General features: G+C 68.6%; 24 protein-coding genes. 11 read left to right on the top strand and 13 right to left on the bottom strand.

The annotated features are described in order from the left end of the window. Positions 1 to 3 precede the first annotated feature (3 nt). Entirely contained in the window at positions 4 to 627 is a 624-nt protein-coding gene (locus AC07WC_RS09315) for a Pr6Pr family membrane protein (protein WP_495209758.1), read from the bottom strand. A gap of 108 nt (positions 628 to 735) precedes the next feature. Between AC07WC_RS09315 and AC07WC_RS09310 the strand changes: the two genes are divergently transcribed. Then, positions 736 to 1683, top strand: coding sequence for a DMT family transporter (locus AC07WC_RS09310; protein ID WP_495209757.1), 948 nt, complete (start codon positions 736 to 738; stop codon positions 1681 to 1683). Between the two features lie 22 nt (positions 1684 to 1705). Here AC07WC_RS09310 and AC07WC_RS09305 read toward each other — a convergent pair whose 3' ends face one another. The 5 genes from AC07WC_RS09305 to AC07WC_RS09285 all read right to left on the bottom strand — a co-directional run bounded on the left by AC07WC_RS09305 (position 1706) and on the right by AC07WC_RS09285 (position 9899). Next, complete coding sequence (locus tag AC07WC_RS09305; RefSeq protein ID WP_495209756.1) at positions 1706 to 2776, bottom strand: GGDEF domain-containing protein; 1071 nt, start codon at positions 2774 to 2776, stop codon at positions 1706 to 1708. A gap of 69 nt (positions 2777 to 2845) precedes the next feature. Beyond that, complete coding sequence (locus AC07WC_RS09300) at positions 2846 to 3568, bottom strand: pseudouridine synthase (protein WP_019184431.1); 723 nt, start codon at positions 3566 to 3568, stop codon at positions 2846 to 2848. Positions 3569 to 3624: 56 nt separating this feature from the next. Further along, positions 3625 to 5289: a sensor domain-containing diguanylate cyclase gene (locus AC07WC_RS09295; protein WP_495209755.1), complete on the bottom strand. Its 1665-nt coding sequence runs from the start codon at positions 5287 to 5289 to the stop codon at positions 3625 to 3627. Between the two features lie 69 nt (positions 5290 to 5358). Continuing rightward, a complete protein-coding gene (locus tag AC07WC_RS09290) occupies positions 5359 to 7740 on the bottom strand; it encodes a putative bifunctional diguanylate cyclase/phosphodiesterase (protein ID WP_495209754.1) in 2382 nt (793 codons plus the stop codon). Positions 7741 to 7961: 221 nt separating this feature from the next. Further along, positions 7962 to 9899 carry a DEAD/DEAH box helicase gene (locus AC07WC_RS09285; RefSeq protein WP_495209753.1) on the bottom strand — a complete coding sequence of 646 codons (1938 nt, stop codon included), beginning with the start codon at positions 9897 to 9899 and terminating at the stop codon, positions 7962 to 7964. 266 nt (positions 9900 to 10165) lie between these two features. Here AC07WC_RS09285 and AC07WC_RS09280 point away from each other — a divergent pair, with 266 nt between their 5' ends. Next, positions 10166 to 10396, top strand: coding sequence for an RNA-binding S4 domain-containing protein (locus AC07WC_RS09280; protein WP_495209752.1), 231 nt, complete (start codon positions 10166 to 10168; stop codon positions 10394 to 10396). A 15-nt stretch (positions 10397 to 10411) separates the two neighbouring features. Here AC07WC_RS09280 and ubiM read toward each other — a convergent pair whose 3' ends face one another. The 4 genes from ubiM to AC07WC_RS09260 form a co-directional block, all read right to left on the bottom strand. After that, the gene (gene ubiM / locus AC07WC_RS09275; RefSeq protein ID WP_495209751.1) at positions 10412 to 11596 is read right to left on the bottom strand and encodes a 5-demethoxyubiquinol-8 5-hydroxylase UbiM; all 1185 of its coding nucleotides are present in this window, start codon (positions 11594 to 11596) and stop codon (positions 10412 to 10414) included. 89 nt (positions 11597 to 11685) lie between these two features. Continuing rightward, complete coding sequence (locus AC07WC_RS09270) at positions 11686 to 12075, bottom strand: MAPEG family protein (RefSeq protein WP_495209750.1); 390 nt, start codon at positions 12073 to 12075, stop codon at positions 11686 to 11688. 17 nt (positions 12076 to 12092) lie between these two features. Continuing rightward, on the bottom strand, positions 12093 to 12629 hold the full coding sequence (locus AC07WC_RS09265; protein ID WP_495209933.1) for a DUF4019 domain-containing protein: 537 nt from the start codon (positions 12627 to 12629) through the stop codon (positions 12093 to 12095). Positions 12630 to 12685: 56 nt separating this feature from the next. Continuing rightward, positions 12686 to 13828: a COG3904 family protein gene (locus AC07WC_RS09260; RefSeq protein WP_495209932.1), complete on the bottom strand. Its 1143-nt coding sequence runs from the start codon at positions 13826 to 13828 to the stop codon at positions 12686 to 12688. A 175-nt stretch (positions 13829 to 14003) separates the two neighbouring features. On the opposite strand from AC07WC_RS09260, the gene AC07WC_RS09255 reads away from it, so the two are divergent. From AC07WC_RS09255 to AC07WC_RS09245, 3 genes are all read left to right on the top strand, one after another. After that, the gene (locus AC07WC_RS09255) at positions 14004 to 15470 is read left to right on the top strand and encodes an AlkA N-terminal domain-containing protein (RefSeq protein ID WP_495209749.1); all 1467 of its coding nucleotides are present in this window, start codon (positions 14004 to 14006) and stop codon (positions 15468 to 15470) included. Beyond that, a complete protein-coding gene (locus AC07WC_RS09250; RefSeq protein WP_495209748.1) occupies positions 15467 to 15958 on the top strand; it encodes a methylated-DNA--[protein]-cysteine S-methyltransferase in 492 nt (163 codons plus the stop codon). Before AC07WC_RS09255 ends, AC07WC_RS09250 begins: the two co-directional genes overlap by 4 nt. 74 nt (positions 15959 to 16032) lie before the next feature. Beyond that, positions 16033 to 17298 (top strand): alkaline phosphatase family protein, encoded by a 1266-nt coding sequence (locus AC07WC_RS09245; protein ID WP_495209747.1) that lies wholly within the window; start codon positions 16033 to 16035, stop codon positions 17296 to 17298. Positions 17299 to 17369: 71 nt separating this feature from the next. On the opposite strand, the gene AC07WC_RS09240 is transcribed toward AC07WC_RS09245, so the two are convergent. Together AC07WC_RS09240 and AC07WC_RS09235 are read right to left on the bottom strand one after the other, a co-directional pair. Next, positions 17370 to 17552, bottom strand: a complete 183-nt coding sequence (locus tag AC07WC_RS09240) for a 30S ribosomal protein THX (protein ID WP_481477988.1) — start codon at positions 17550 to 17552, stop codon at positions 17370 to 17372. Between the two features lie 118 nt (positions 17553 to 17670). Further along, on the bottom strand, positions 17671 to 18084 hold the full coding sequence (locus AC07WC_RS09235) for a MerC domain-containing protein (RefSeq protein ID WP_495209746.1): 414 nt from the start codon (positions 18082 to 18084) through the stop codon (positions 17671 to 17673). Positions 18085 to 18240: 156 nt separating this feature from the next. On the opposite strand from AC07WC_RS09235, the gene AC07WC_RS09230 reads away from it, so the two are divergent. The 6 genes from AC07WC_RS09230 to AC07WC_RS09205 all read left to right on the top strand — a co-directional run bounded on the left by AC07WC_RS09230 (position 18241) and on the right by AC07WC_RS09205 (position 25764). Further along, positions 18241 to 20436 carry a TonB-dependent receptor gene (locus AC07WC_RS09230; protein WP_495209745.1) on the top strand — a complete coding sequence of 732 codons (2196 nt, stop codon included), beginning with the start codon at positions 18241 to 18243 and terminating at the stop codon, positions 20434 to 20436. 116 nt (positions 20437 to 20552) lie between these two features. Further along, positions 20553 to 20987: a MarR family winged helix-turn-helix transcriptional regulator gene (locus tag AC07WC_RS09225; protein WP_495209744.1), complete on the top strand. Its 435-nt coding sequence runs from the start codon at positions 20553 to 20555 to the stop codon at positions 20985 to 20987. Beyond that, positions 20984 to 22222, top strand: a complete 1239-nt coding sequence (locus tag AC07WC_RS09220; protein ID WP_495209743.1) for an MFS transporter — start codon at positions 20984 to 20986, stop codon at positions 22220 to 22222. Before AC07WC_RS09225 ends, AC07WC_RS09220 begins: the two co-directional genes overlap by 4 nt. Positions 22223 to 22322: 100 nt before the next feature. Next, positions 22323 to 22889 carry a TetR/AcrR family transcriptional regulator gene (locus AC07WC_RS09215; protein ID WP_495209742.1) on the top strand — a complete coding sequence of 189 codons (567 nt, stop codon included), beginning with the start codon at positions 22323 to 22325 and terminating at the stop codon, positions 22887 to 22889. Continuing rightward, positions 22886 to 24571, top strand: coding sequence for an MFS transporter (locus tag AC07WC_RS09210; protein ID WP_495209741.1), 1686 nt, complete (start codon positions 22886 to 22888; stop codon positions 24569 to 24571). Before AC07WC_RS09215 ends, AC07WC_RS09210 begins: the two co-directional genes overlap by 4 nt. Before the next feature lie 8 nt (positions 24572 to 24579). After that, positions 24580 to 25764 carry an HlyD family secretion protein gene (locus AC07WC_RS09205; protein ID WP_495209740.1) on the top strand — a complete coding sequence of 395 codons (1185 nt, stop codon included), beginning with the start codon at positions 24580 to 24582 and terminating at the stop codon, positions 25762 to 25764. A 349-nt stretch (positions 25765 to 26113) separates the two neighbouring features. Here AC07WC_RS09205 and AC07WC_RS09200 read toward each other — a convergent pair whose 3' ends face one another. After that, on the bottom strand, positions 26114 to 26599 hold the full coding sequence (locus AC07WC_RS09200) for a Fur family transcriptional regulator (RefSeq protein WP_019184450.1): 486 nt from the start codon (positions 26597 to 26599) through the stop codon (positions 26114 to 26116). Positions 26600 to 26605 lie beyond the last annotated feature (6 nt).

Raw genomic sequence — 26605 nt, 5'->3', positions numbered from 1 at the left:
CGCTCAGCGGTGATGGCGGCGTGCTGCCAACGTCGCGTCCAGCCACCACAGCAACGCACCGACCACGCCGAACACCAGCCCGACGGCCAGCGCATTGCGCACGACCAGCGCGATGCCGAGCGCGCTGAGATCCAGGAACGGGTATGGGTATTGCCCGCTGAGCCGCCCGACCAGCAGCGCCCAGCCGAAGTAGACGGCCGGGAACGCCAGGACGGCCAGCAGCCCGCGCCGATGCAGGCCGCCATGCGGGCCGGCCAGCCAACCCAGCAGGTACAGCACCGGCACCGCGTAGTGCAGGCCGGTGTCCGCCCACCATTGCGCCCCCTGCGGGTGCCACAGGGGGCGCAGGACGATCACGTAGATCACCCCGGTGATGCCGATGAACAGCGCCACCGCGGCGCGTGGGACCGGCCCGGCCAGCCCATCGCGACGGCCGCAGGCAACGGCCAGGCACACCGCGGCCACGCCGATGTTGCTGAGGATGGTGAAGTACCCCAGGTAGCGCAGCGTGGCCTCGGCCGTCCCCAGGCCCGGGACGCGCAGCAGCAACTGGTACTGCAGCAGCAGCGAGGCCAATGCCACCGCGGCGGTGAGCGCGGCCCAGCCGCGCAGCGCGGGAGGCGTCATGGGCGCGACGTAATCGCTGTGGGGAGGTGTCATGGCCGCAGGATGCCACGGCCCGGCGAAGATCGGGGGAAGCGTCCGTCACGGCGTGGCTTGTCGCACAATAGGCGGATGCCGATGACCGATACCCGCAGAGCCCTGCTGCAAATCCATTTCTGTGTGCTGCTGTGGGGCATCACTGCCATCCTCGGCAAGCTGATCACCCTGCCCGCCCTGCCACTGGTGTGGTGGCGGATGCTGCTGGTGGTGGCGATGCTGGCCCTGGTGCCGCGGGTGTGGCGTGGGCTGCGCCAACTCTCGCCGCGATTGGTCGCCGGCTATTGTGGCGTCGGCGCGCTGGTCGCCCTGCATTGGCTGACCTTCTATGGGGCGGTGAAGCTGGCCAATGCCTCAGTGGCCGCCACCTGCATCGCGCTGGCGCCGGTGTTCACCGCGGTGATCGAACCGTGGGTGGCCAAGCGTCCCTTCCAGTTCCGCGAACTGGCCTTCGGCATCCTGGTCCTGCCCGGTGTCGCCCTGGTGGTCGGTGGCGTGCCCGATGGCATGCGCCTGGGCGTGCTCATCGGCGCCCTGTCGGCGCTGCTGGTGGCGATCTTCGGCTCGCTCAACAAGCGCCTGGTCAGCCACGCCGACCCGCTCACCGTGACCGCGCTGGAACTCGGCGCGGGCACGCTCACCCTGACCCTGCTGGCACCGGCGCTGCCATTCCTGCTGCCGGCCCTGGCCAGCGATCTGTGGGTGATTCCCAACCTGCACGACGGCGTGCTGCTGTTGGCCCTGGCCGGGCTGTGCACGCTGCTGCCGTTCGCGCTGGCGCTGGTCGCCCTGCGCCACATCAGCGCCTACACCTCGCAGCTGGTGACCAACCTGGAGCCGGTCTACGCGATCCTGCTGGCGATGGTCCTGCTCAGCGAGCAGCGAGAGCTCACCCCGCTGTTCTATGCCGGCGTGGCGATCATCGTCGGGGCGGTGTTCCTGCACCCACTGCTCAACCGTCGCCGGAAGGTGCAGCACCCGGAACTGCTGGCAACGTCGGAGGCGCGCAACATCGCCGACTGACGGGGGATCGGCGTCCGCCGCCTCACTCGGCACGGACGACCCGGTTGCGCCCCTCGCCCTTGGCCCGGTAGAGCGCCGCATCGGCGCGGGCCAGGGTCTGGTCGATCGCATCGCCGTGGCGGTGCGCGACCACCCCGATGCTGATCGTCAACGGCAGGCCCAGCGGCAGATCGCATACCGCCATGCGCAGGAAATCGCACTGCAGCTCGGCGGTCGCCAGCGGGGTGTCGGGCATCAGCACCACGAACTCTTCGCCGCCATGGCGGGCGGCCAGGCCGTGCCCGGCGAAATGCGCGCGCAGCAGCCGCGCCAGTTCGGCCAGCACGTGATCGCCGGTGGCATGCCCGTAAAGGTCGTTGACCGTCTTGAAGTGATCGATGTCCAGCAAAGCGACGGCGGTCGCGCGTGGCTGCCCGTCGGCATCGACCACCGCCGCTTCCAGCGCGGCGCTCATCGCGCGGCGGTTGGGCAGGCCGGTAAGCGGATCGGTGCGGCTCTGTTCGGCCAGGTCGGCGTTCTGCTGTTCCAGCAGTTCGTTGTACTCGGCCAGACGCTGCTCGTACCAGGCACGGTCGGTCATGTGCTGCTGGATCTCGTGCGCATAGCGGCGCAGTTCCATCACCAGCGACACCTGCCGGGACAAGGCCGACAATGCATCGCGTTGGCCGCTGCTCAGCTGCCCCGGCACGGCATCGAACACGCACAGCGTGCCCAGGGGCAGGCCGTCGCTGCTCAACAGCGGCGCGCCGGCGTAGAAACGGATGTGCGGCTCATCCACCACCACCGGGTTGTCGAAGAAGCGGGGGTCGGCGCTGGCATCCTCGACCACCATCACCTGGTCCGGCTGCAGGATGGCATGGCCGCAGAACGAGATGTCACGGCTGGTTTCGGCCGCTTCCAGCAGCTGCCGTGCCTTGAACCACTGGCGCTCCTGGTCGACCAGGGTGACCGCGCCCATGCGGGTGCCGCACAGCGCCGTGGCGATCGTGACCAGATCGTCGAACGACCGCTCGCGGGGGGAATCCAGGATCTGATACCGCTGCAGCGCCAGCAGGCGCTGTGCTTCGTTGTCCGGCTTGGACGGCTTGATCATCGTGGCAGGGCAGTAGCGTGTACCTGCGCAGTCTAGCCCGAGTGTCGCGCCGTCACGTGACGCAGGGCATCACCAGTCCAGCTGCTTGGGCAGCAGGCCCTTGAGCTCGGCGTCGGTGAGGTTGCGCCACTGGCCCGGCTTGAGCGCACCGAGCTTGATGTTGTCGATGCGCACGCGGCGCAGCTGGGTGACCCGGAAGCCGAACGCCGCCGCCATCAGGCGGATCTGCCGGTTCAGGCCCTGCTGCAGGGTGATGCGGAAGCCGAACTTGGCCAGCTTGCTGGTCCGGCACGGCAGCGTGACTTCATCACGGATGCGCACGCCGCGGGCCATGCCGCGCAGGAACTCATCGGTGACCGCCTTGTTCACCGCGACCATGTATTCCTTCTGATGGCCGTTCTCGGCACGCAGGATCTGGTTGACGATGTTGCCGTTGCTGGTGAGCAGGATCAGGCCTTCGGAATCCTTGTCCAGGCGGCCGATCGGGAAGATGCGCTGCTCGTGGCCGACGAACTCCACGATGTTGCCCTTCACCGAGCTTTCGGTGGTGCAGGTGATGCCCACCGGCTTGTTCAGCGCGATGTAGACGTGCTTGCGGCCACCGGCCTTCTTGGCTTCACGGGCGCGCAGCGGCTGGCCGTCGACCAGCACCACGTCCTGTTCGCCCACCACTGCACCGGTACCGGCCGGGTGGCCATTGACGGTGACGCGGCGCTCGCCGATCAGGCGGTCGGCTTCGCGACGGGAACAGAAGCCGGTGTCGGCGATATGCTTGTTGAGTCGGGTTGTCATCGGCCCATTATCGGGCAAAAGGCGGACCGCGCTGCGTTTTTCCGCGCGCTGGCGGTTCAGGCCGGCAGCGGCTCGCCGGCGGTCGTGGTGCGTTCGCCATCGTGGATCTGGTTGCGGCCGTTGCGCTTGGCGCAGTACATCGCGTGGTCGGCCCGGCGCAGCAGTGCGGCCAGGTCGTCGCTGCCGGGCTTGAGCACCGCCAGGCCGATGCTGGCCGACACGTTCAGGCCCGGAATGCCGAGCGCCTGGGTCACCGCCGCCACCTGCTGGCGGACCGCCTCCAGCCGGGCCACCGCCGCGGCATGGCCGGCCCCGGGCAGCAGGACCAGGAACTCTTCACCGCCCATCCGGATCACATCGTCGTGATTGCGCACCGAGCCACGCAGCGCGCGCGCCACGGCGACCAGCACCTGGTCGCCCAGTTCATGCCCGAACTGGTCGTTGATGTCCTTGAACAGATCGATGTCCAGGAAGCCGATCGCCAGCGCATGCGGTTCCTGGCGCGCGCGGTCCAGATACTCTGCCAGCAAGCGCAGGCCGGCACGGCGATTGGGCAGGCCGGTGAGCATGTCGGTGTCGGCCAGCTGGCGCATTTCATCACGCTGGCGGCGCAGCCGGCCCAGCCGCAGGTTCAATGCGTACGCGGCCATCATCAGGAACCAGGTGGCGGACAGCTGCAGCGCCTCGATGCGGTAGGCCACCAGCCAGCGCGCATCCAGCGCATCGGCCACGATCATGATCCACCAGGGAGCCAGCGCCGCCAGTCCGGGCACGGCATGCGCATCACGTCGCCACAGCCCCCACAGGCCGGCGCCCAGGCACAGCGTACACACCGCCAGGAACGCCCACTCCAGTAGGAAGGCCACGCTGCCCAACCCGTCCAGCCCCCACAGCGGCACGCTCAGTCCGATCGCGATCAGCCCCCACAGCACGGCGTGCTGCGCCGGTCGCGAGCGCGGCCAGCGCCGGTCGCCGCCACTCAGTCGCCACAGGATCGGCAACAGCAGCGCCTCGCTGAATGCCGTCAGGGCGACCAGCCACCAGGAGGCCCGGTCCTGCACCGGCAGCCACGGCTCGGGGTAGCCGCTCAGCCCGCCAAGCACCGCCTGCCAGAGCACGAACACGAAACACGCCCCCACATAGACCAGGAACGAGCGGTCACGGGTGGTCGCCCAGCCCATCAACGCCGACAGCGCCAGCGCGATCGCCACCGCGATGCAGGCCGCGCGCACCAGCAGCCGGGCCGTATCGTTCTGCTGCACCGGGCTGGGCGCACCCAGCTGGATGGTCGGCACCCAGCGGGCCTTCAGCGGGCGCGTCCAGGACACGACGATGGGTTCGTGGTCGCCCTCCGCGGGCACCACCACCAGCCCCACCCCGGCGCGGAAGCGCGAATCGCGCGTGCGGGCATCGTGCATGCTGCCGCAGATCTCGCGGTCGCCGTGACTGATGCGGACCTCGCCGGTGAGGACCCCGAACACATCCACGGCCTGGGGCTTGCCCGACCAGCCGGCGGCCGGCGCCGGGATCGAGAGCACTTCCTGGTGGCGTGCCAGCACATCCGCGGTACAGGCGCGCTGCGGCGTCGTTTCATCGGTGGCCGCGCCCAGCAGCAGGAAGTCCTGCCCCACGCGCGGCGCGGCCTGCACGCCCCATGGCAACAGCCACAGCAGCAGCGCCAGCGCCACCCACCCGATTGACCCACCACCCCCGTTGCTCACGCCTGCGCCCTGCCCGCCCGTGATCGTCCGCGCACACCGTGTCCGCAACCGTCGGCGCCGATTATCGCATCATGGCATGCCCCGCCAGGCCTCGGACGGGCGACCCGCGCCTACCGGCCGCATCGCCAGCTGGGTCATCCGTTCCAGCGGAATCGGTCGCTCGATGGCATACCCCTGCAGGCCCTCCACGCCCATCTGCGCGAGCTGGTCGGCCACCACGGCCGATTCCACCCACTCGGCGACCACCATCATGTGCAGCTCGCGGCCGACTTCGGTGATCGCGCGCACCGCGGCGCGGTTGACCGGATCCAGGTTCATGTCGCGCACGAAGACGCCGTCGATCTTGAGCATGTCCGCCGGCAACTGGCGCAGATAACCGAACGAGGACAGCCCCGAGCCGAAATCATCCAGCGCCATGCGGCAGCCGCGTGCCTTGACGGCGTCGATGAAGGCGCGCGCCTGGGCCAGATTGCTGACCGCCGCGGTTTCGGTGATCTCGAAGCAGAGCTTGCGCGCCAGCCCCCGGTTGCGTTCCAGCAGATCGGTGACGAAGGCCAGGAAGCTCGGTTCAGCGATCGACTGCGCCGATACATTGACGTTGCACAGGCCCAGCTGCTGCACATGGCTGGGGCAGACCTGCAGGTGCCGGAACAACAGGGACAGCACGTGCCGGTCCAGCGCCATCCCCATCCCGTAACGCTCCACTGCGCCCATGAACTCGGCCGGTCCCTGCAGCGCACCTTCCGGGCTGCGCATGCGTACCAGCACTTCATAGTGCAGGAACTCCGGATCGCCGACCCGCTCGATGCGCTGGGCGTACAGCAGCATGCGGTTCTCGGCCATCGCACTGGAGACATTGGCCAGCCGCTCTGCTTCGCGCCGACGCTCGTCCAGCGCCATGCGGCTCTCGTTGTAGCAATGCACGCGGTTGCGGCCTGCTTCCTTGGCCGCGTAGCAGGCACTGTCGGCCGCGCTCATCAACCAGTTCACGTCCGGTGCCTCGGCGGTCACCTCGACCACGCCGACGCTGCAGCTCACGCGGGGCGCGCCGTCGCCATGGTGGACGCTGACCTGGCCCAGCGTGCGGATCACCCGCTGCAGCACCTGCTTGGCTTCTTCCTGGCCGGCGTTGGCCAGGAACAGCGCGAACTCGTCGCCGCCCAGGCGGCCGACCCAGTCCCCATCGCGCACCGCGCCCACCAGGTAGTCGGCGAAACTGCGCAGCAGCTGATCGCCGGCGGCATGGCCGAGCCCGTCGTTGACCAGTTTGAAGTAGTCCAGATCGATGTAGCACAGTGCATGGGTCCCGCCCTCGGCGCGCACCGCCAGCAGCGCCTCCTCGAGCAACCGCTCGATCTCGCGCCGATTGATCAGGCCGGTCAACGGGTCGTGGCTGGCGTGGTGTTCCACCTCGCGCGCCAGCGCGTGGTTCTGCGAGACATCTTCGACCAGCGCGAACACCGTGGGCGCACGTGCCCGGGTATGCACCACCGTCCCGCTCCAGCGCCCCCACATCAGGCTGCCATCGGAGCGCAGGAAGCGCAGCTCGCCCGGGCGCAGCTGCCGGGGCCAATCGATCCTGCCGTGGGCGTCCAGGATCAGCTCGCCTTCCACCAGCAGATCGGCCAGCGACAGACCCAGCAGCGCCTCGCGCCGGTGGTCGAGGATATCGGCCATGGCCTGGTTGGCCTCGACGATGCCGCCGTCTTCATCGAGTTTGAGCATCCCGACCGTGGCCTGGTAGAAGGCCGCGCGGAAACGGCTTTCCTGTTCGGTCAGGTCGTTGCGGACGCGGCGCGCCAGCAGCACCGCGATCAGGGTGATCGCCAGCACCGACAGCCCACCGACGATGAAGGTGGTCATGCGCACCATCGCCGCGGTATGCAGCAGGGCACTGGAGAACGCACGCGCCTGGTTCTGCATGCCCACGTCCAGCGCCTGCACCCGGTGCAGCAGGGCGTGCTGCACCGCTGGGCTGAGGCTGCCCGCGGCATGCCCGGCCTGGACCCGGTCGGCGATCGCCACCAGTTGCAGCAGGTCGTCGTCGGTATCGCGCCACAGGCGCACCGCGTCGCGGAAGTACGGCTGGTCGCGCAGGTAGCGGTAGGACAGGATCAGGCGGTTGATGTCGCCGTGGGCGTTTCCCCCCTCGATGAAGCCCTGGCGTGCCGCGGCGATGTCCGGATCGGCCTGCTCCAGTGCACGGCGGGCAGCGAGATCACCCAACGGCACCCGCAGTGCCTGCCGGGTCGTGCCCAGGTCCCCGGGGTCGCCAGAGGTGATGTACCGGGACAGCGCGTGGGTGGCCTGCTGCTGGCCACGCGACCAGTGGCTCTGGCCCATGATCCACGCGGTGGAGGCGGCCTGCAGTTCCTGGATCAGGGCGGAAATCCCGACCAGGCCGATCGCCGTGCCGGTCAGCAACACGAAGCGCAGGGTCAACCCCCGCATTGAATACGGTATCGCGGTGCCGCCATTCTCCCTGCGACCTCCAGACATCGCCGATCCCCCCGGGGCTGCGGATGTGGAAACTCATTCCATTGGAGCATGGTCCAACCCTGAGGCTAGGGCCAGCACTGTTGAAACGGCGCGAAACCCCGAGGCCGGCGCCCGGGTCCGGAAACGACGACGCCAGCCCGGAGGCTGGCGTCGATGCGATCACCCGGCGGCGATCAGAAGTTGCGCGGACCGCGCGGCTTGAAGCCGTCACGACGCGGCGGACGGTCGTTACCGCCGGGGCCGCTGCGCGGGCCACCCGGACCACGCGGCTTGCCCTGGCCGAACTTCGGCTTGAACGGCGGACGCGCCGACGGGGTCAGGTCCTCACCCGGCTCGACCTTGCGCATCTGGAGCTGCTGGCCCGAGACCCACACCTTCTTCAGGTGGGTCAGCAGGTCCTGCGGCATTTCGGCCGGCAGGTCCAGCACCGAGAAGTCGTCATGGATGTCGATGCGGCCGATGAAACGGCTTTCCAGGCCGGCTTCGTTGGCGATCGCGCCAACGATGTTGCCCGGCTTCACACCGTGCACGTGGCCCACTTCGATGCGGAAGGTTTCCATGCCCGGCTCGGCGGCACCGCGCGGGGCGATGTCACGGCGCGGCGCGCGCTCGAAGCCACCATCGCTGCCGAACTCGCCTTCCGCACGCGGCGGACGCGGACCACGATCATCTTCACGGCGCGGGCCACGCTCGAAGCGCGGCTCGAAACGGGCCGGACGCTCGCCGCGGTCGTTGCGATCGTTGCGCTGGTGCGGCGCACGCTCTTCACGGGCACCGCGCACCGGCGGGGTCAGCAGGAACGGAGCATCGCCCTGCAGCAGCTTGGCCAGCGCAGCGGCGATGTCGATCGCCGGGACGTTCTTTTCGGCTTCCAGGCGCTGCAGCAGATCGCGGTAGAACTCGGTGCCACCGGCATCGAGCGCATCGCTGATGCGGCTCATGAACTTGGTGATGCGGGTGTCGTTGACCGCGTCCACGCTCGGCAGCTGCATCTCTTCGATCGGCTGGCGGGTGGCGCGCTCGATCGCACGCAGCATGCCCTTCTCGCGCGGGGTGGCGAACAGGATCGCGTCACCGGTGCGGCCGGCACGACCGGTGCGGCCGATGCGATGCACGTAGCTTTCGGTGTCGTACGGGATGTCGTAGTTCAGCACATGGCTGATGCGCTCCACGTCCAGGCCACGGGCCGCCACGTCGGTGGCGACCAGGATGTCCAGCTTGCCTTCCTTCAGCTGGCCGATGGTGCGCTCGCGCTGGGCCTGCTGCATGTCGCCGTTGATGGCGGCCGCGGCCAGGCCACGCGCCTGCAGCTTCTCGGCAAGTTCTTCAGTGGCCGCCTTGGTACGCGAGAAGATGATCATCGCGTCGAACGGCTCCACTTCCAGGATCCGGGTCAGGGCGTCCAGCTTGTGCATGCCACTCACCCACCAGTAACGCTGGCGGATGTTGGCCGAGGTCGTCGTCTTACTGACGATGGTGACTTCGGCCGGGTTCTTCAGGTAGGTCTGCGCGATGCGGCGGATCTGCGACGGCATGGTGGCCGAGAACAGGGCGACCTGGCGGGTCTCCGGCAGCTTCTTCAGCACGGCTTCGACGTCGTCGATGAAGCCCATGCGCAGCATTTCATCGGCTTCGTCCAGCACCAGCGTCTTCAGCTCGGACAGGTCCAGGGTGCCGCGCTCGAGGTGATCGATCACACGGCCCGGGGTGCCGACGATGACGTGCACGCCACGGCGCAGGGCCTGCAGCTGCTGGCCGTAGGGCTGGCCGCCGTAGACCGGCAGCACGCGGAAGCCGGGAATGCCGGAGGAATAGGTCTGGAACGCCTCGGCGACCTGGATGGCCAGTTCGCGGGTCGGCGCCAGCACCAGCACCTGCGGCTTGGTCTGGTTGAAATCGAGGTTGGACAGCACCGGCAGCGCGAAGGCGGCGGTCTTGCCGGTACCGGTCTGGGCCTGGCCCAGCACGTCACGGCCTTCCAGCATGGCCGGAATGGTGGCCGCCTGGATCGGTGACGGGGTTTCATAACCGACGGTGGCGACGGCCTGCATCACAGCGTCGGACAGGCCGAGGTCTGCGAACAGCAGCGGCGCGGGGGATTCTTGGGACATGGGAAACTCCGAAGCACTGCCGTTTTACGCGGCAGTGAGATAAAAAAGGGGGATGGTCCGCGCTTTGGGCGCCCTTTCTTATCGCGTGCCCTGGCGCTGCTCGGTCGGAGGAGAATTCACTCACTCAGGGGGCGATGATACCGCATCGTTCCTGAACAACGTGTACAGATTGCCACGTGGATCCCGTTCTGCCGCGCGCTGGCGCACAATACGCGCCCTCCCCGGCCGGGCCCGACGCCCGCGCCCCTTCCCAGGATACCCGTTTCATGCAGACCCTCGAATTCGAACTGGACCGCGACTACGTCGAGCTCAAGCAGCTGCTCAAGCTGGCCGACCTGGTCACCAGCGGGGGCGAAGCCAAGACCGTGATCGGGGACGGCCAGGTGCTGGTCGACGGTGCGGTGGAACTGCGCAAGGCATGCAAGATCCGCGCAGGCCAGCAGGTGCAGTTCGCCGACACCGTCATCCACGTGATCGCCGACAGCGACGCGCCCTGACCTGCCCGGCCTTGCTCAGCGCAGTGTATCGCGCTGGGTCAGGTGGGCCGCGATCAACTGGCGGAACGGGGCCACGCCGTGCGCCAGCCGCAGCCCGGCCCGGCGCAGCAGCCGTGCCGGCAGGCGGTCATCGGTGTACAGCGAGGCGATCGCATTGGTCGCCTCATAGAGCGGGCGCGAGGCCAGCCGGTGCCCGCGCTCGTACGCAGCCAGGCCGGACGGTGTGGCGATATCGCGTCCCTGAGCCGCCGCCCTGCGCACGATCCCGGCCAGCCGATGCTGGCTCTGCAGCCCCAGGTTGAACCCATGGGCAGTGACCGGATGCATCCCGACGGCGGCATCGCCGATCAACGCGCAGCGATCACCAGCAAATGCGTGGGCATAGACCCCCACCAGTGGATACGCCACAGGCCTGGCCAGCGGACGCATCGCGCCCAGCCGATGTTCGAAGAAGCTGCTGATGCTGCGGCCGAAGTCACCCTCGTCCTGGGCCATCAACCCCGCGATCTGGCGCGGCGGCAGCGTGATCACCGCCGACGCCCGATCGCCGTTGAGCGGCAGCAGCGCCATGGTGCGGCCATAGCCGAACCATTCCCAGGCGGTGTGCTGGTGCGGCACCTCGATCTGCATCCGGCACACCAGCATCGATTTGCCGAAGTCGCGCATCTGCGCGCCGATCCCGAGCAGGCGGCGGGTCGCCGAGAAGCGGCTGTCGGCGGCGACCACCAGGCGCGCGGCCCACTGGCGGCCATCGGCGAGGGTGACCGTGCTGTATGTGGGGCCAGGGGTGACGGCGCTCACGCTGGCCTGGTCCACGATCTCCAGCCCGGCCTGGCCCTGCACGCTCTGCCAGGCGGCACGACGGATCAGATGATTGGGCACCAGCCAGCCCAGGTCATCTCCCGTGCGCTGGTGCGCGGCGAAGGTCAGCGCGAACGGCGAGCCGCCGTCCATCACCTTGGCGTCGCGCAGCGGGGAGATCTCGGCTGGATCGAGCTGCGCCCACAGGCCCAGCGATGCCAGGATCTGGCGGGAGGCGTGGGTCAGGGCGATCTCGCGGCCGTCGAACGCGGCTTCGGCCAGCGCCGCGCGCGGCTGCTGTTCGACCAGGGCCACGCTCAGGCCGCTATCGGCCAGCGCACGTGCGAAGCACAAGCCGGTCGGCCCGGCACCCACTACCACCACATCCACAGACTGCATGATCCCATCCTGCCGTTACGTGTCCGGTGCAGCTTAGCGCCGCGTCACCGGCGCCGTCCTTGATCTGGATCAGGGGCGCAAGCGCCGGTTCACAGCAACGCCCACAGCAGCATCAGGATCCCGAGCAGCGACACCAGCCACACCAGACTGCGCAGGTACGGCACTCCGGCGGCGTACAACGGCAGATAGATCAGGCGCGCCCAGAAATACAGCTGCACGGCCACGGCGGTGAGCCCGTCCTGGCGCTGGGTCAGCACCACCGCCAGCACCGCGGCGGCGAAGAACGGGAAGGTCTCCATGAAATTGCTCTGGGCACGCTGCAGGCGCCCGGCCAGCGGCCCCGGCGGCGGCATCGGCTGATCACGCGCGGAGGCGTTCCAGCCGATGCCGCGCTCGCGGGTGATCAACGTGGAGGGCGCGAACACGTGCACGATGCCCAGCAGCATCGACCACACCAGCATCTGGATCTCGATACTCATCTGCGCAGCTCCGGCAGTCAGGGGGTAGCGGCACGCACGCTGTAGCCGGCCAGGCGCCAGACACGGTCCTCATCGAACCGGAAGGAGACCAGTTCGCGCACCGGCTGCGCACTGTTGGCAAAGCGCGTGGGGAAACTGACGTTGATGTAGAGCCCTTCGGGCACGGTCGCCCCGGCGGCGTACTTGACCCGGGTCACCACCGGTTGGCCACGTGAGGCCAGGGCGCCAAGGCGCTGGCGATCCGCGTTGAGCTGGCTGACGAAGGCCTGCTCGGTGACCGATTTCCTGGCCACGGCCGACGCGCCTTTCCACGCTTCGCCGGCGCGGTTGCCATCCACCAGGTGCGCGACCTGCAGCGCAGCAGCGGTCATTTCAGCGTCCTGCTTCTGCACCTGCGCCTGCTGCGCGGGGCTCAGCGTCGGGCGCGCCGAGGGGGCGGCGGCGGGCGCCGGCCGGGCCGGGGCGGGCGCTGGCGTGGCCGGCGGTGGCGGCGTCTGCGCCAGCGTGGCGAAAGGCAGCAGGGCGGACAACAGCAGCAGCGGAACACGCATCAGGACACCGTTGGCTGGAAGGAACGGACCCAGTCTACGGGAAGGACGTGAGTCCTCCGTCAGTTGCGTCCGGCGGCCTCCGCCGGTGTTGGGCGGGCATCGCCGAGGGTGCGCTCCGCTGCTGCCGGCTGCTCCGGGGCCACCGTGGTCGGCAGCAGCGTGGAGACGTCGATTTCCGACAGCGGGCTCTCGTCCGGGCACGTCTCGTCGGGGAAACCAAAGCGCTGCTTCAGCGCCTGCCCGCAGCTGTTGACGGCCTCCAGCTCGCTGCCCTCGCGCTTGCACTCCTGATCGAAAGCGACCAGGAACGCATCTTTGCGGCGCACGAACGCATCCCCGCATTTGCGCATCTGCTTGATCCGCTCCAGGTCGTCCTGCACGGCATTGGTGCCATCCAGCCCGAACTGACGCAGCTCCTCGGCCGTCAACAACCGCAGGCTGCGGTTGGGCACGGTCATCATCAGGTCGGCCACGCCCACCGCCACGCCGTTGCGCTGCAGATAATCCTTCACGTTGTCGTAGACCTCGTGGAGTTCGCGGTTGAGTTCGGCACGCGAGGTCGCCTTCGAACTGATCCGCATCATGCGATGGATGCCGACCTTGCCCGAGACGAGCCGGTTGTCCCCGGCCGCGAGCACGAACACGCAGGCGCTGTGGCAGACCGAGCCTTCACGCACCCAGATGGTCCAGTTGGATTCGCCAATGCGGTCGCCGGCAACGATGGCGGCTTCGACCTGCCCACCACTGGAATCCAGGTCGAGGATGCGCCGGGAAATCCGCTGCGCATCGGCGACCACGGCCAGCCGTGCGACCAGCTCCGAGAAGCCGGGATTGATCTTGCCCACGTAACGGACGCGCAGCAGGCCGCGCTCGGCGCAGGGCTGCAGCGCGGCATCGATGCTGGCCCGGTCCAGCGCCTCCAGCGGCGCACCATCGCCGGCCTCACCGGCGTAGTCGGTGTCGCAGCTGATCCAGGCCTTGCCGTTTTCCAGCGCGGCCTGCGGCCAGCTCAGGTCGCCCCGCTTGGGCGCGGGCGGCGGCGGTGGTGGCGCGTCGGCCGCGTTGATCGACACCATGTGGTCGCCATCGGCGGTCTGTGCCCGCACCGCCTTGTCGGCGGCGGTGACATTGCCCGGGTTCTCCAGCTGGCTGCACGCGGCCAGGCCCAGGCACAACAACGGCAACCACCACGACTTGAGCAACATGGACAACCCGGAATCCTTGCAGGGGGAATGCGCGGCAGAACGAGCGCGGATGCACAGTCTAGTGCGCGACCGGCGCGGCGCGGCAACCTGTCCTGAACCGGGCGACGCCGGCCCGGCATTGCTGTCCGAAAATGGCGAGCCAGCGCCGACCGCCGGGCATAGACTGGCCCCCATGGAGACCGCCCTGCCCCTGGACCACACCGCCTGCGAAAGTGCCCGCCTCGCCCGCGATGCGCGCTTTGACGGCGTGTTCTTCACTGCCGTGCGCAGCACCGGCATCTACTGCCGTCCGGTCTGCCCGGCGCCGGCGCCGAAGCCGTCCAACGTGACGTACTACCCCACCGCAGCGGCCGCCGCGGCGGCCGGCTACCGCCCGTGCCTGCGCTGCCGCCCCGAGCTGGCGCCGGAAGCCCAGGACATACTCAACAACGAAACCCTGCAGCGCGCATTGGCACTGATCCATGATGGGTACCTGCAGGATGCGCCGGTCGCGGATCTGGCGGCACGGGTGGGCCTGAGTGCGCGCCAGCTGCAGCGCCTGTTCGTCGCCCGCCTGGGCGCCGCGCCGGCGCAGATCCATGCCACCCGCCGGCTGCTGCTGGCCAAGCAGTTGCTGACCGAAACCGCCCTGCCGGTGACCGACGTGGCCATGGCCTCGGGCTACAACAGCCTGCGCCGGTTCAATGCTGCCTTCGTGGACGGCTGCGGCATGCCGCCGACCGCGATCCGGCGCCAGCGCGGCGCCCTTACCGAGGGTGCGCTGACCCTGCGCCTGGGCTATCGACCGCCGCTGGATTTCACGGCGATGCTCGGCTTCCTGCGCCGCCGCGCGATTCCCGGCATCGAGCAGATCGGCGAGGACAGCTACCAGCGCGTGATCGGACCGCCCGAAGGGCCCTCGCTGCTGCGCGTCAGCGCAGACCCGCGCCGGCCTGAACTGCTGCTGCAGCTGGGCCAGGTCGATCCGCGTGCGATTCCGGGCATTGTCCGCCGCGTGCGACGCATCTTCGACCTGGATGCGGACCTGCGCATGGTGCATGCCACGCTGGCGCAGGATCCGCTGCTCGCCGCCGGCATCGCGCAACGCCCGGGGCTGCGCGTGCCCGGCGGCTGGGATGGATTCGAAGTCGCCGTGCGCGCCGTGCTGGGCCAACAGGTCAGCGTCGCCGCGGCGGCCACCCTGGCACGTCGGGTGGTGGACCGCTTCGGCGCCACTCTTGACGGCATGCCGACCGGGCTTGACCGTCAGTTTCCCACGCCGGAGGTGCTGGCGCAGGCTGCGCTGGAAAGCATCGGCCTGCCGCGCACCCGCGCCGCCACCGTGCGCGCCGTGGCCCAGGCGGTGGTCGACGGACGGCTCGATTTCGGTGCCGGCCAGTCACTGACCGACTTCGTTGAACGTTGTGTCGCCCTGCCCGGCATCGGCCCGTGGACCGCGCAGTACATGGCGCTGCGCGCCCTGGCGCTGCCCGATGCCTTCCCCGCGGGCGACCTGGTGCTGCAACAGGTGCTGGGCGGCGACACGCGATTGAGCGAACGCGCCACCGAGGCACGTTCACAGCCCTGGCGTCCCTGGCGTGCCTACGCCGTCCTCCACTTGTGGCATCTGGCCACCCCTGCTCCGGGAGTCACCTCATGAGCCTGCTCTACGACACCTTCGACAGCCCGATCGGCGCGCTCACCGTCGCCGGTGACAGCCAGGGCATCCATCACATCCTGTTCGAGAACAACCGGTACGACGCCAAAGGCCGCGAGCACTGGCAGCGCGATGCGCATGCACTGCGCGGCGCACGCGGCCAACTGCTGGAGTATCTGCGCGGGGAGCGCGTGCGATTCGACCTGCCGCTCGCCCCGCACGGCACGCCCTTCCAGCTGCGCGTGTGGAAGGCACTGGCCGACATCCCCTTCGGCCGGACCTGGAGCTACGTCGAACTGGCGCGGCACATCGATCACCCCACCGCCAGCCGCGCGGTCGGTGCCGCCAATGGCCGCAATCCGCTGCCGATCGTGCTGCCCTGCCATCGCGTGATCGGCGCCAGCGGTGCGCTGACCGGGTTCGGTGGTGGGCTGGAAACCAAGGCGGCCCTGCTGCAACTGGAAGCAAGACGCGAGTCACTGTTCGCGTAGCACGTCACGCGTCGACGACGACGTATGCCATCGGTTGTCTTCGACGCGTCACCACCACGCACTATCATGTCGCGATGATTTCCGTCCGCCTTCCGCTGGCGCTCGTCGCCGCTCTGTCGCTGGCCGCCTGCGCCACCGCACCCTCCACCCCGCCGCCCGCAGTCCCCGCAGCGAGTGTTGCAGCCGACGCCCCGGCAACCCCGCCCAGACTATTGCTGGTGTCCATCGATGGCCTGCGTGCGGACATGCTCGACCGCGGCCTCAGCCCCAACCTCTCGCGGATCATCGACAGCGGCGTGCGTGCGCAGTGGATGACGCCGTCGTATCCGGCCCTGACCTTCCCGAATCACTACACCATCGTCACCGGGCTGCGCCCGGACCACCACGGCATCATCCACAACAGCATGGAAGAAGCCGAACTGGGCAGCTTCCGCCTGAACCGGCGCGAGGCGGTCACCGATGCCCGCTGGTGGGGCGGCGAACCCATCTGGGTCGGCGCCGAGAAGGCCGGCGTGCATACCGCAACCCTGTCGTGGCCCGGCAGCGAGGCAGCGATCCAGGGCGTACGTCCCAGCCAATGGCGCGAATACGACAGCAAGGTGACCCTGCCCGACCGCGTCGACCAGGTGCTCCGCTGGCTCGGCCAGACCGACGCACAGGCGCCACGCCTGGTCACGCTGTACATGGAGCAGGTCGACCATGCCGGCCACGACCATGGCCCGGAGTCGCCGGAGTACGCCGCGGCGATCGGCGAGGTGGACAGTGCCATCGGCCGCCTGCTCGAAGGTCTGCAGGCACGCGGCCTGGCCGACAGCACCAACCTGATCGTCGTCTCCGACCATGGCATGGCGGCCGTGCCGGACGGCCAGGTCATCGCTACCGAAGACATGGTCGATCCCGCCATCGCCAAGGAAGTCACGGTGGGTCAGTCGGTCGGGTTTGCCCCCTTGCCGGGCAAACAGCGCCAGGCCGAGAAGGTCCTGCTCGGCGCGCACGCGCGCTACGACTGCTGGCGCCGCGACGCCCTGCCGCCGCGCTGGGCATACGGCAGCAACCCGCGCATTCCCCCGATCCTGTGCCAGATGCACGAAGGGTGGGATGCATTGACCCGTGATCGCATCGCCACGCGCAAGCCCGGCAACCGCGGTTCGCACGGTTACGACAATGCGCTGCCCTCGATGCGCGCGGTGTTCATCGCACGCGGCCCGTCGTTCCAGCAGGGCAAGACCCTGCCGGGATTCGACAACGTGGATGTCTATCCGCTGATGACCCGCCTGCTCGGCATTCCGGCGGCACCGAATGACGGCGATGCGGAGCGGCTGCTGCCTGCGCTGCGCTGACCCGCGGCCGCAACCCGGGCAAAAAAAACGCGGCGCAAGCGCCGCGTTCTTCATGGACCCGCCTGGCTGGATCAGCCGGCCTTGGCCACCGCTTTCTTGGCAACGGCCTTCTTGGCCGGCGCCTTGGTCACGGTCTTCTTGGCGACCGGCGCAGCTGCGCCCACGGCCACCTTGCTCACGGCGTGCGAGCGCGAATTGCCGTAGCTGGCGTTGTAGCGCTTGCCCTTGGCGGTCTTGCGGTCACCCTTACCCATGTCGTAACTCCTTAGTCTGAATGCTGCGAAATCTGATTACCCCGTACTGACACGGGTTCGGCGGGGCCGCCCTCTCAGGCGCCCCCGCGCACGATCGGAAAGCCTACCATGCGCGCTCTCAATGAGCACAGCTGGCGTCATGGACGTGGCCGTGGTTCAGCCGCAGATTGACCAGGTGGGCCACGCCGACCAGCACGCCACCCAAGGTCATCACCACCGCATGCGGCACCGCCGAGTGGTGCAACGGCGCATACAGCAGCCCCGCCCACAAGGCGCCCAGGCCCGGGATCAGGAAACCCAGCGCGCGCAGCGCACCATGCCGCCGCCAGCCCCAGACCAGGCTGAACAGCCCGAGCAGGGTCACGAAGCTGACCAACGCCAGCTCCACTCCGTCGCTCATCCAGACCGACAAGCCCAGCGACGGCGCTGCGGCCAACAGCACCGGGAGCACGGCACAGTGCACGGCACACAGCAGTGAACCGGTGGCACCGAAACGATCCAGCAGATGGCGAACTCGAGCGAACAGGGGCATGACTTCCAGCAGGGTCGGCGAAGCGTTATGGAATAATATAACATCAATCCCGACGCGCTCCCTGCCTCCCCCTGATCTGCCCTCCCCCGTTCCGTTACGGGATTCGCGCGCCCTACCATTGATATATTGTAACAATTGACCGAAGGCCCTTGCCCTATGCGCTCCAGCTACCTGCTGCTCAAACCCCACGCCCTGTCCCTGGCCCTTGCTGCCGCGATGCTGCCCTCATTGGCGATGGCCGCCGATGACGACGGCAGACACCGCGACCGCCACCTGACCGAACTGTCCACCGTGAAGGTCACCGCCTCGCCGCTGCAGGGCGATGCCGAGTCGCTGGCCCGCCCGGTCGACGTACTGGCCGGTGAACGCCTGGACGAGCAGAAGGCCGGCACCCTGGGCGACACCGTGGCCAAGCTGCCCGGCGTGCAGAGCACCTTCTTCGGCCCCGGCGTCGGCCGCCCGATCATCCGCGGCCAGGAAGGCCCGCGCGTGGCAGTACTGTCCAACGGCATGGGCAACATGGACGCCTCTACCGTCAGCGCCGACCATGCCACCAGCATCGAGCCGTTCCTGGCCGACCAGATCGAAGTACTCAAGGGCCCGGCCACCCTGCTGTTCGGCAGCGGCGCGATCGGCGGCGCGGTCAACGTGGTCGATGGCCGCATCGCCCGCGAACTGCCGGACCGCCCGCTCAGCGGCCGGGCCGAACTGCGTGGCAATTCGGTCAATGACGAGCGCAGCGGCATGTTCCGCCTGGATGGTGTGAGCGGCAACGTGGTGCTGCATGTCGATGGCCTGGTCCGCAATGGCGACGACTACCGCATCCCCGGCTATGCCGTGATCGATGGCCTGGAAGACCACAGCGGCCATGACCACGAGGAAGGCGACACCGACGAGCCGCGCCGCGGCCGCCTCGACAACAGTTCGGTCCGCACCCGCGCCGGCGGCGTCGGTGCCACCTGGCTCGGTGACGAGGGCTACTTCGGCATTTCGGCCAGCACCTATCGCACCAACTACGGCATTCCCAACGGCGCCCACGTGCATGCCGACGACGACCATGGTCATGACCACGATCACGACCATGGCGACGAGGAAGAAGGCGATGAGCACGATGTGCGCATCGACATGGTGCAGAACCGCTTCGAAGCCAAGGGCGGCATCTACCAGCCGACCTCGTTCCTGAAGAACATCAACCTGCGCACGGCATACACCGATTACGAACACACCGAGCTGGAAGCCGGCACCCCGGCCACCCGCTTCACCAACCGCGGCATCGAGGGCCGCCTGGAAGCGGTGCAGGAGCAGATCGGTGGCTGGGACGGCGCCTTCGGGCTGCAGTTCGGCAACAGCGACTTCGGCGCCAGGGGCGAAGAAGCCTTCGTACCGGATACCGGCACCAAGAACCTGGGCCTGTTCGTGCTGCAGGAAAAGCGGTTCGGCCCGTTCAAGCTCGAGCTCGGTGGCCGCCACGACCAGGTCAAGCTCGACCCGACCGGTGACTACCGCGCCCGCAAGTTCGACGCCACCAACCTGTCCGCCGCCGGTATCTGGACGCTCAACGACGCCGTCGACCTGCGCTTCGGGATCGACAGCTCCGAGCGCGCCCCGACCAACGAAGAGCTCTACGCCGCCGGCGCGCACATCGCCACCCGCTCGCTGGAAATCGGCGATGCCAACCTGAAGACCGAACGCGGCCAGCGCGTCGAACTGGGCATCCACACCCACAGCGACCGCGTCGACTTCTCCGCCTCGATCTACCAGACCAAGTTCAAGGACTTCATCTACCTGGCCGACACCGGCGTGGTCGAATCGCTGCCGGTGCGCCTGTGGACCCAGCAGGACGCCACCTTCAAGGGCGCCGAAGCCGAAGCCCTGTTCCATCTCTTCGAAGGCAGCGGCGGCGACTGGGACCTGCGCGTATTCGGCGATTACGTCAAAGCCGAACTGGACGGCAGCGGCAGCCGCAGCGTCGACATCGCCGTCCCGCACGGCGACCACAACCACAACTACACCGTGGACCTCGCCAACACCGGCTACCTGCCGCGCATCGCCCCGGGCCGCGTCGGCGCCGACCTGCGCTGGTCCAGGGACGGCTGGCGCGCCTCGGTCGGCGCGGTGCGCTACAGCAGCCAGAAGGACGTGGCCCAGAACGAAGACCCGAGCAACGGCTACACGCTGGTCGACGCCCACTTTGCCTACCGCTGGGACCGCACCGACAGCAACAGCTACGAAGTCTTCCTGGACGGCAGCAATCTGACCAACCGCGAAGTGCGTCCGCATACCTCGCTGCTGCGCGATTATTCCCCGCTGCCGGGTCGCGGCGTCGCCTTCGGCATCCGCGCCTACTTCTGATCGATTGACCGGGTGGACATTTGACCCGAGGGGGCCGCAAGGCCCCCTTTTTTGTGGCTTGACTAACTACGTGCATATGCACGTATCATCCTCCACCCGACCCCGGCGCCCCCTCCATGGACCCGCTGCCCCACAGCCCCTGCACCTGCTTCCGCCTGCGCCGCGCCGCCCGCCGGCTGTCGCAGATCTATGACGCCCACCTCGCTCCCGCCGGGCTCAGCCTCAACGCCTACTCCATCCTGCGCCGCGCGCCCGAACCGCGGCAGCTCGGCGAGCTTGCCGACGCGCTTGGCATGGACCGCACCACGCTCACCCGCAATCTCAAGCCCCTGCTCACCGCCGGCTGGCTTGAACAGCGCCGTGGCGAGGATGCGCGGCAGCGCCTGATCGTCATCACTCCCGCCGGCAAGGCCTGCCTGCGCCGTGCCCGGCCGCTCTGGCAGCGTGCGCAGCAGGAGGTCGAAACCACGTTCGGCCCCGCACCGACCGCACGCCTCAACACTCTGCTGGACCAACTCGACCTCGCCCTGCCTGCCGGAGCCGACGCATGAGCACGTCCACCCCCGCGACCCGGGCACCGACCATGCACTGGGGCCTGCTGGTCGCCGCCTCCGCCATCCTCATGGTCACCATGGGCGTGCGCCAGACCTCCGGCCTCTACGTCGACCCCATCCATCGCGGCACCGGGGTCAGCATCGTCGAGATCAGCTTCGCGCTGGCCATCGGCCAGTTCGTGTGGGGTGCCGTACAGCCCGTCTTCGGTGCCGTCGCCGACCAGCGTGGCGCCCTGCCCGTGCTTGTCTTCGGCGCGCTCCTGCTCGCCGCCGGCCTGCTCCTCGCGCCGCTGCTGACCAGCCCGCTGGGGATGACCTTCACCCTCGGCCTGCTGATGGCGGCCGGTGCCGGTGCCGGCAGTTTCTCGGTGCTGATCGGCGCCACCGCCCACCGCCTGCCCGCGCAAAAACGGTCCTTCGCCGCAGGCCTCATCAATGCAGGCGGCTCGCTGGGCCAGTTCGTGTTCGCCCCACTCGTCCAATGGATCATCGGCACCGCCGGCTGGGCCCGCGCCATGTTCACCATGGCCGTCATCACCCTGCTCTCGCTGCCGTTGGCCTGGCCGCTGCGGCGTCGCGCCGGCGACCATGCGCACACGGCCGGGTCCGCCGACGACGGCGGCCTGGTCGCGCAACTGCGCATTGCCGCCCGCGACCGCAGCTACTGGTACCTGCACCTGGGCTTCTTCACCTGCGGTCTGCACATTGCCTTCCTGGTCACCCACCTGCCCGGCGAGATCGCCCTGTGCGGCCTCTCACCCACCGTCGCATCGTCCTCGATCGCCCTGATCGGCCTGTTCAACGTTGCCGGCAGCCTGATCGTCGGCGCGCTCGGCCAGCGCTACCGCATGAAATACCTGCTGTTCTGGATGTACGCCAGCCGCGCCGTGATGATCGGCGTGTACCTCGTTGCACCGCCAACGCCGCTCACCTTCTACATTTTCTCCGCCGCGCTCGGCTTCACCTGGCTGGCCACGGTGCCGCCCACCGCCGGCCTGGTCGGCAAGCTGTTCGGCCCGCGCTACCTCGGGACGCTGTTCGGCCTGACCCTGCTCTCGCACCAGCTCGGTGGCTTCTTCGGGGCGTGGCTGGGCGGCCTGGCGCTGGCCCACACCGGCAATTATCTGTGGATGTGGTACGCCGACATGGCCTTGGCGGTGGTCGCAGCGTTGATCAACCTGCCGATCCGCGAGGCGCGCCTGGGCTGCCACGGGATGCCCGCACCGCGCTGAGCTCACCCGCCTTCGACATTGCCCAGCGCACGCCAACCATCGCGCGCCGAAACCGACATACCCCCTTCCGCGCCGGACAGTTGTGTCCGATGATGCGCGCATGCCTACCCAACGTGCCGACGCGGCCGCCCGCCGTGCCCAGATCCTCGACGCTGCCGATGCCGTATTCGGTCAGCATGGCGTGACCGCCCCGCTGGACCTCGTGGTCGAACGGGCGCAGGTTGGCCGCGCCACCCTGTACCGCAACTTCCCCGACCGCACCGCGCTGGTCGAGGCGCTGCTCCAGCGCACCGTCAACCGCATCGCGCGCCAGGTGCAGACCCTCGGCGATCGCGACGACGCGCTGTTCGAGGTGCTCGAAGGCATGGCCAACCGGATCGTCCAGTCGCCCGCGCTGTCGGATTACTGGCGCGCCGTCGATCCCGACCAGATACCGATCCGGGCCGCGCGCGAGACCATCTACGAACTCCTGCGCGAACCGATCGCCCGCGCCATCTCCGCCGGCCTGTGCCGCCCGGACCTGGAAACGACGGACATTTCACTCATCTCAGGCATGCTGGGAGCTGCGCTGCGTGGCAAGACGCGTGACGAACGCGCCCGGCTGGCCACGCGCGCCCTGCAATTGCTGCGTGGCGGATTGCGGGGGCCTGCCGACGGGGAGGGATGATGCCGCAGTACCTCAAGCCGGTTCCGGATTGGGAAGAGCATGAAAAGCCGACCCTGCCGGGCTCGGCCTCGATGCCGTGGCATCCGCCGCACCGCCGCCTCGCCTACGCCCTGGTTGCCCTGCTGGTCGGCATCACCGGCGGTCTGGGCAATGCGCTGGTCAGCGCCAACCTGCCGTTCCTGCAGGGCCAGCTCGGGCTGACCCCGGCGCAGGGCAGCTGGCTGGTGGCCGCCTACGCGATGGTCAACGTCACCGCCAACCTGCTCGCGTTCAAATTCCGCCAGCAGTACGGCATCCGCCTGTTCGCCGAGATCGGGCTTGGCCTGTATGCCGCGCTGGCGGTGCTGCATCTGTTCGTCGGCACCTTTGAAACCACCGTGCTGATGCGCGCGTCCAGCGGCTTTGCTGGCGCGGCCTGCAGCACCCTGGGCACGCTGTACATGCTGCAGTCGCTGCCACGCAAATACACCGGCAACCTGCTGGTGGTCGGCGTCGGCATCGCGCAGTTGGCCGTGCCGATCGCCTGGCTGGTCTCCCCTGGCCTGGTCGACACCGGGCAATGGCACAACCTGTATCTGTTCGAGGCCGGGCTGGCGCTGTGCGCGTTCGCCGCCGTGGTCGTGCTGAAGCTGCCACCGGGCGCGCAGATCAAGGCCTTCGAACCGCTGGACTTCCTCACCTTTGCCCTGCTTGCCCCCGCCGTCGGGTTGCTCGTGGTCGTACTCGCGCAGGGCTATACGCGCTGGTGGCTGGACACGCCCTGGCTGGGCTGGGCACTGGTCGCCTCGATCGCGCTGTCAACGACGGCATTCATCATCGAACACTACCGCCGCAACCCGCTGCTGCAGACCCGGTGGCTGGCCAGCCTGCCGGTGATCCACTTCATCATCGGGGCGTTCCTGATCCGCTTCCTGACCACCGAGCAGTCCTATGGCGTGGTCGGCCTGATGCGCACGCTCGGCATGGGACCGGACCAGATGCGTCCGTTGTTCGCGGTGATCCTGGCCGGCGTGGTCACCGGCATCGCCGCCAGTGCGCTGACCTTCGGACCGAAGCGGCTGATCCCGCAGCTGCTGATGGCGATCCTGCTGCTCGGCAGCGCCGCCCTGCTCGACCAGAGCCGCACCAGCCAGGACCGCCCCCACGACTTCTTCGCCAGCCAGTTCCTGGCCTCGGTCGGCGCCGGCATGTTCATGGGGCCGTTGATCATGCTCGGCATCACCCAGGCATTGAAGCAGGGCGTGGACCACATGATCACCTTCCTGGTCACGCTCTCCATCACCCAGACCCTGGGCGGCCTGGCCGGTTCGGCGGTACTGGGCACCTATCAACTGCATCGCGAGCAGGTGTATTCCGGTGCGCTGGTCAGCCAGCTCGATCCGGCTGACAACGTGGTCGCGCAACGCCTGAAACAGCAACAGCAGCTCTACGCCAGGCTGATCACCGACCCGGTGCAGCGCAGCGCGCAGGGCACCGCGCAGCTGGCGCAGATCACCCGCCGCGAAGCCAACGTGCGCGCCTTCAATGATGTGTTCGCACTCAGCGGCCGCGTCGCCCTCGCCTTCCTTGGCTGGTTGCTGCTGCTGGCGGTCCGCACCGCCGTGCTCAAGCAATGGCGCAAACGCCACGCGCCGACACCTCCCCTTTCCGCGCCGACGCCTGGCAGCGTCGCGCCCCGATGAGCCCGCCCATGTCGACCCAACCCCCACACGACGACACCGCCCCGGAAAACGTCAACCCGCCGCCGCCGACCGACGCCGCGCCCGCCCCTGCGCCGCCGCCCGCAGCCGCGCCCTCGGGCGTGCCCAAGTACCTCAAGCCGAGCCTGCGCAGCGTGATCATCATGATCGTGATCGCACTGATCGGCATCGCGCTGATCCTGCGCGCGTGGTCGCTGTGGCCGTTCGAAACCTCGCGGGTGACCACCGACAACGCCTACGTCCGCGGCCAGATCACGGTGCTCGCGCCACAGGTCAACGGCTATGTCACCGAGGTGCTGGTCAAGGACTTCCAGCACGTCAAGCAAGGCGAACCGCTGCTGCGCATCGACGACCGCATCTACCGCGAGAAAGTCGTCCAGGCCGAAGCTGACCTGGACAGCGCCAAGGCCGCGCTGGCCAACTCCGATCAATCGCAGGCGCAGAACCGCGCGCAGATCCAGGCGGCCCAGGCCAACCTCTCCGCCGGCCAGGCCGAACTCTCGCGCTCGCGCACCGAACTCAAACGCTACGAAGAACTCGCCGCCCAGCAGCTGGTCGCCCTCAACGACCGCGACAAGTTTCGCACCACCACCCAGTCCGCGCAGGCCAGCGTGCTGCAGTCGCAGGCACAGATCCGCATCGCCGAAGAAACCCTGACCTCCACCCAGGTCGCCCGCAAGGGCCTGGAAGCCCGCGTCGAAACCGCCCAGGCCCAGCTGGAACTGGCGAAGATCGATCTTGCCAACACGGTGATCCAGGCCCCGCGCGACGGCCAGGTCAGCGAAGCCTCGGTGCGCCTGGGGCAGTACGTCACCGCCGGTTCGCAGCTGCTGTTCCTGGTCCCCGATACCCTGTGGGTGGTCGCCAACTTCAAGGAAGGGCAGACCTGGAAGATGCGCATCGGCCAGCCAGCCACCTTCTCCGTGGATGCCTTCGACGGCCAGAAACTGCATGGCCACATTGAACAGATCGCCCCGGCCACCGGCTCCGAATTCAGCGTCCTGCGCCCGGACAACGCCAGCGGCAACTTCACCAAGGTCGTCCAGCGCCTGCCGATCCGCATCGCCATCGACCCCGATCAACCGCTGGCCCCGCGCCTGCGCCCCGGCATGTCGGTGATCGTCAGAGTGGATACCGCCGCCGAAGGGCGAGAGCCGACCGCTGCGAAGCCCTAACGCGCCCGCGCGCAGAGCGCCATCGCCTTCCCCACCCCGGTCCGAAACCGTCGGGAAGCGGGTCGGGCAGCCTGGAACGGGACCGTTGCAGCGGCATGGATGCGGCTCACGAGCCCCCATGGATGGGTTTACGGCGCGTCCCGCTCCAGGCTGCCCGGCTCGCTTCGGTTGAGGGGAACAGAGTGGCCGCTTTACACCTGCTCTGGCGCGGAAACGAAAAAAGCCGCGCAGATGCGCGGCTTTTCACCATCAATAGCGTACCGACCAACGGTCGGTACCTACCGGCCGATGCAGCACCCCCCGATCGGTACCTACCGGCCGATGCAACTCCACCCGGTCGGCACCTGCCTTACCCGGCACACCGCGCGCACAGCCCGTGCACTTCCAGGGTCTGCGCCTGCGGCTGGAAGCCCAGCTCCTTCGCCCGCTTCTCCAGCTGACTGACAATCTCCTTGTCCTCCAGTTCCACCGCGCTGTGGCAGCTGTTGCAGATCAGGAACGGCACCGAATGCTGCGCACTGCTCGGATGGTGGCACGCCACGAAGGCATTCACCGACTCCAGCTTGTGCACGAAGCCATTGGCCATCAGGAAATCCAGCGCGCGGTACACCGTCGGCGGGGCGTCCGCACCGACGCCCTTGCCATTGCGCACCCACTCCAGCAACTCATACGCCTTGACCGGCTTGCCGGCCTCGGCGATCAGGCGCAGCACGTTCGCGCGGATCGGCGTCAGCCGCAGTCCGCGTTCCGAGCACACGCGTTCGACCACCTTCACGAAGTCGGAAGCATCGTGAACATGATGGTGCGGAGCGGTACAAGCGGTCTTTGCGGACATGCGCGG

This window comes from Stenotrophomonas sp. GW821-FHT01H02A (assembly GCF_059422145.1).
The sequence above is the reverse complement of the archived record's forward strand: the minus strand, read 5'-3'. Positions and strand labels throughout refer to the sequence as shown.

Coding starts and splice junctions, on each gene's coding strand:
- AC07WC_RS09290 (WP_495209754.1), bottom strand. CDS start 7,740: ATGCGGGGGTTGACCCTGCGCTTCGTGTTGCTGACCGGCACGGCGATC.
- ubiM (WP_495209751.1), bottom strand. CDS start 11,596: ATGCAGTCTGTGGATGTGGTGGTAGTGGGTGCCGGGCCGACCGGCTTG.
- AC07WC_RS09235 (WP_495209746.1), bottom strand. CDS start 18,084: ATGCCCCTGTTCGCTCGAGTTCGCCATCTGCTGGATCGTTTCGGTGCC.
- AC07WC_RS09225 (WP_495209744.1), top strand. CDS start 20,553: ATGGACCCGCTGCCCCACAGCCCCTGCACCTGCTTCCGCCTGCGCCGC.
- AC07WC_RS09310 (WP_495209757.1), top strand. CDS start 736: ATGCCGATGACCGATACCCGCAGAGCCCTGCTGCAAATCCATTTCTGT.
- AC07WC_RS09210 (WP_495209741.1), top strand. CDS start 22,886: ATGATGCCGCAGTACCTCAAGCCGGTTCCGGATTGGGAAGAGCATGAA.
- AC07WC_RS09280 (WP_495209752.1), top strand. CDS start 10,166: ATGCAGACCCTCGAATTCGAACTGGACCGCGACTACGTCGAGCTCAAG.
- AC07WC_RS09220 (WP_495209743.1), top strand. CDS start 20,984: ATGAGCACGTCCACCCCCGCGACCCGGGCACCGACCATGCACTGGGGC.
- AC07WC_RS09285 (WP_495209753.1), bottom strand. CDS start 9,899: ATGTCCCAAGAATCCCCCGCGCCGCTGCTGTTCGCAGACCTCGGCCTG.
- AC07WC_RS09255 (WP_495209749.1), top strand. CDS start 14,004: ATGGAGACCGCCCTGCCCCTGGACCACACCGCCTGCGAAAGTGCCCGC.
- AC07WC_RS09240 (WP_481477988.1), bottom strand. CDS start 17,552: ATGGGTAAGGGTGACCGCAAGACCGCCAAGGGCAAGCGCTACAACGCC.
- AC07WC_RS09245 (WP_495209747.1), top strand. CDS start 16,033: ATGATTTCCGTCCGCCTTCCGCTGGCGCTCGTCGCCGCTCTGTCGCTG.
- AC07WC_RS09205 (WP_495209740.1), top strand. CDS start 24,580: ATGTCGACCCAACCCCCACACGACGACACCGCCCCGGAAAACGTCAAC.
- AC07WC_RS09215 (WP_495209742.1), top strand. CDS start 22,323: ATGCCTACCCAACGTGCCGACGCGGCCGCCCGCCGTGCCCAGATCCTC.
- AC07WC_RS09300 (WP_019184431.1), bottom strand. CDS start 3,568: ATGACAACCCGACTCAACAAGCATATCGCCGACACCGGCTTCTGTTCC.
- AC07WC_RS09230 (WP_495209745.1), top strand. CDS start 18,241: ATGCGCTCCAGCTACCTGCTGCTCAAACCCCACGCCCTGTCCCTGGCC.
- AC07WC_RS09200 (WP_019184450.1), bottom strand. CDS start 26,599: ATGTCCGCAAAGACCGCTTGTACCGCTCCGCACCATCATGTTCACGAT.
- AC07WC_RS09315 (WP_495209758.1), bottom strand. CDS start 627: ATGACGCCTCCCGCGCTGCGCGGCTGGGCCGCGCTCACCGCCGCGGTG.
- AC07WC_RS09250 (WP_495209748.1), top strand. CDS start 15,467: ATGAGCCTGCTCTACGACACCTTCGACAGCCCGATCGGCGCGCTCACC.
- AC07WC_RS09270 (WP_495209750.1), bottom strand. CDS start 12,075: ATGAGTATCGAGATCCAGATGCTGGTGTGGTCGATGCTGCTGGGCATC.
- AC07WC_RS09305 (WP_495209756.1), bottom strand. CDS start 2,776: ATGATCAAGCCGTCCAAGCCGGACAACGAAGCACAGCGCCTGCTGGCG.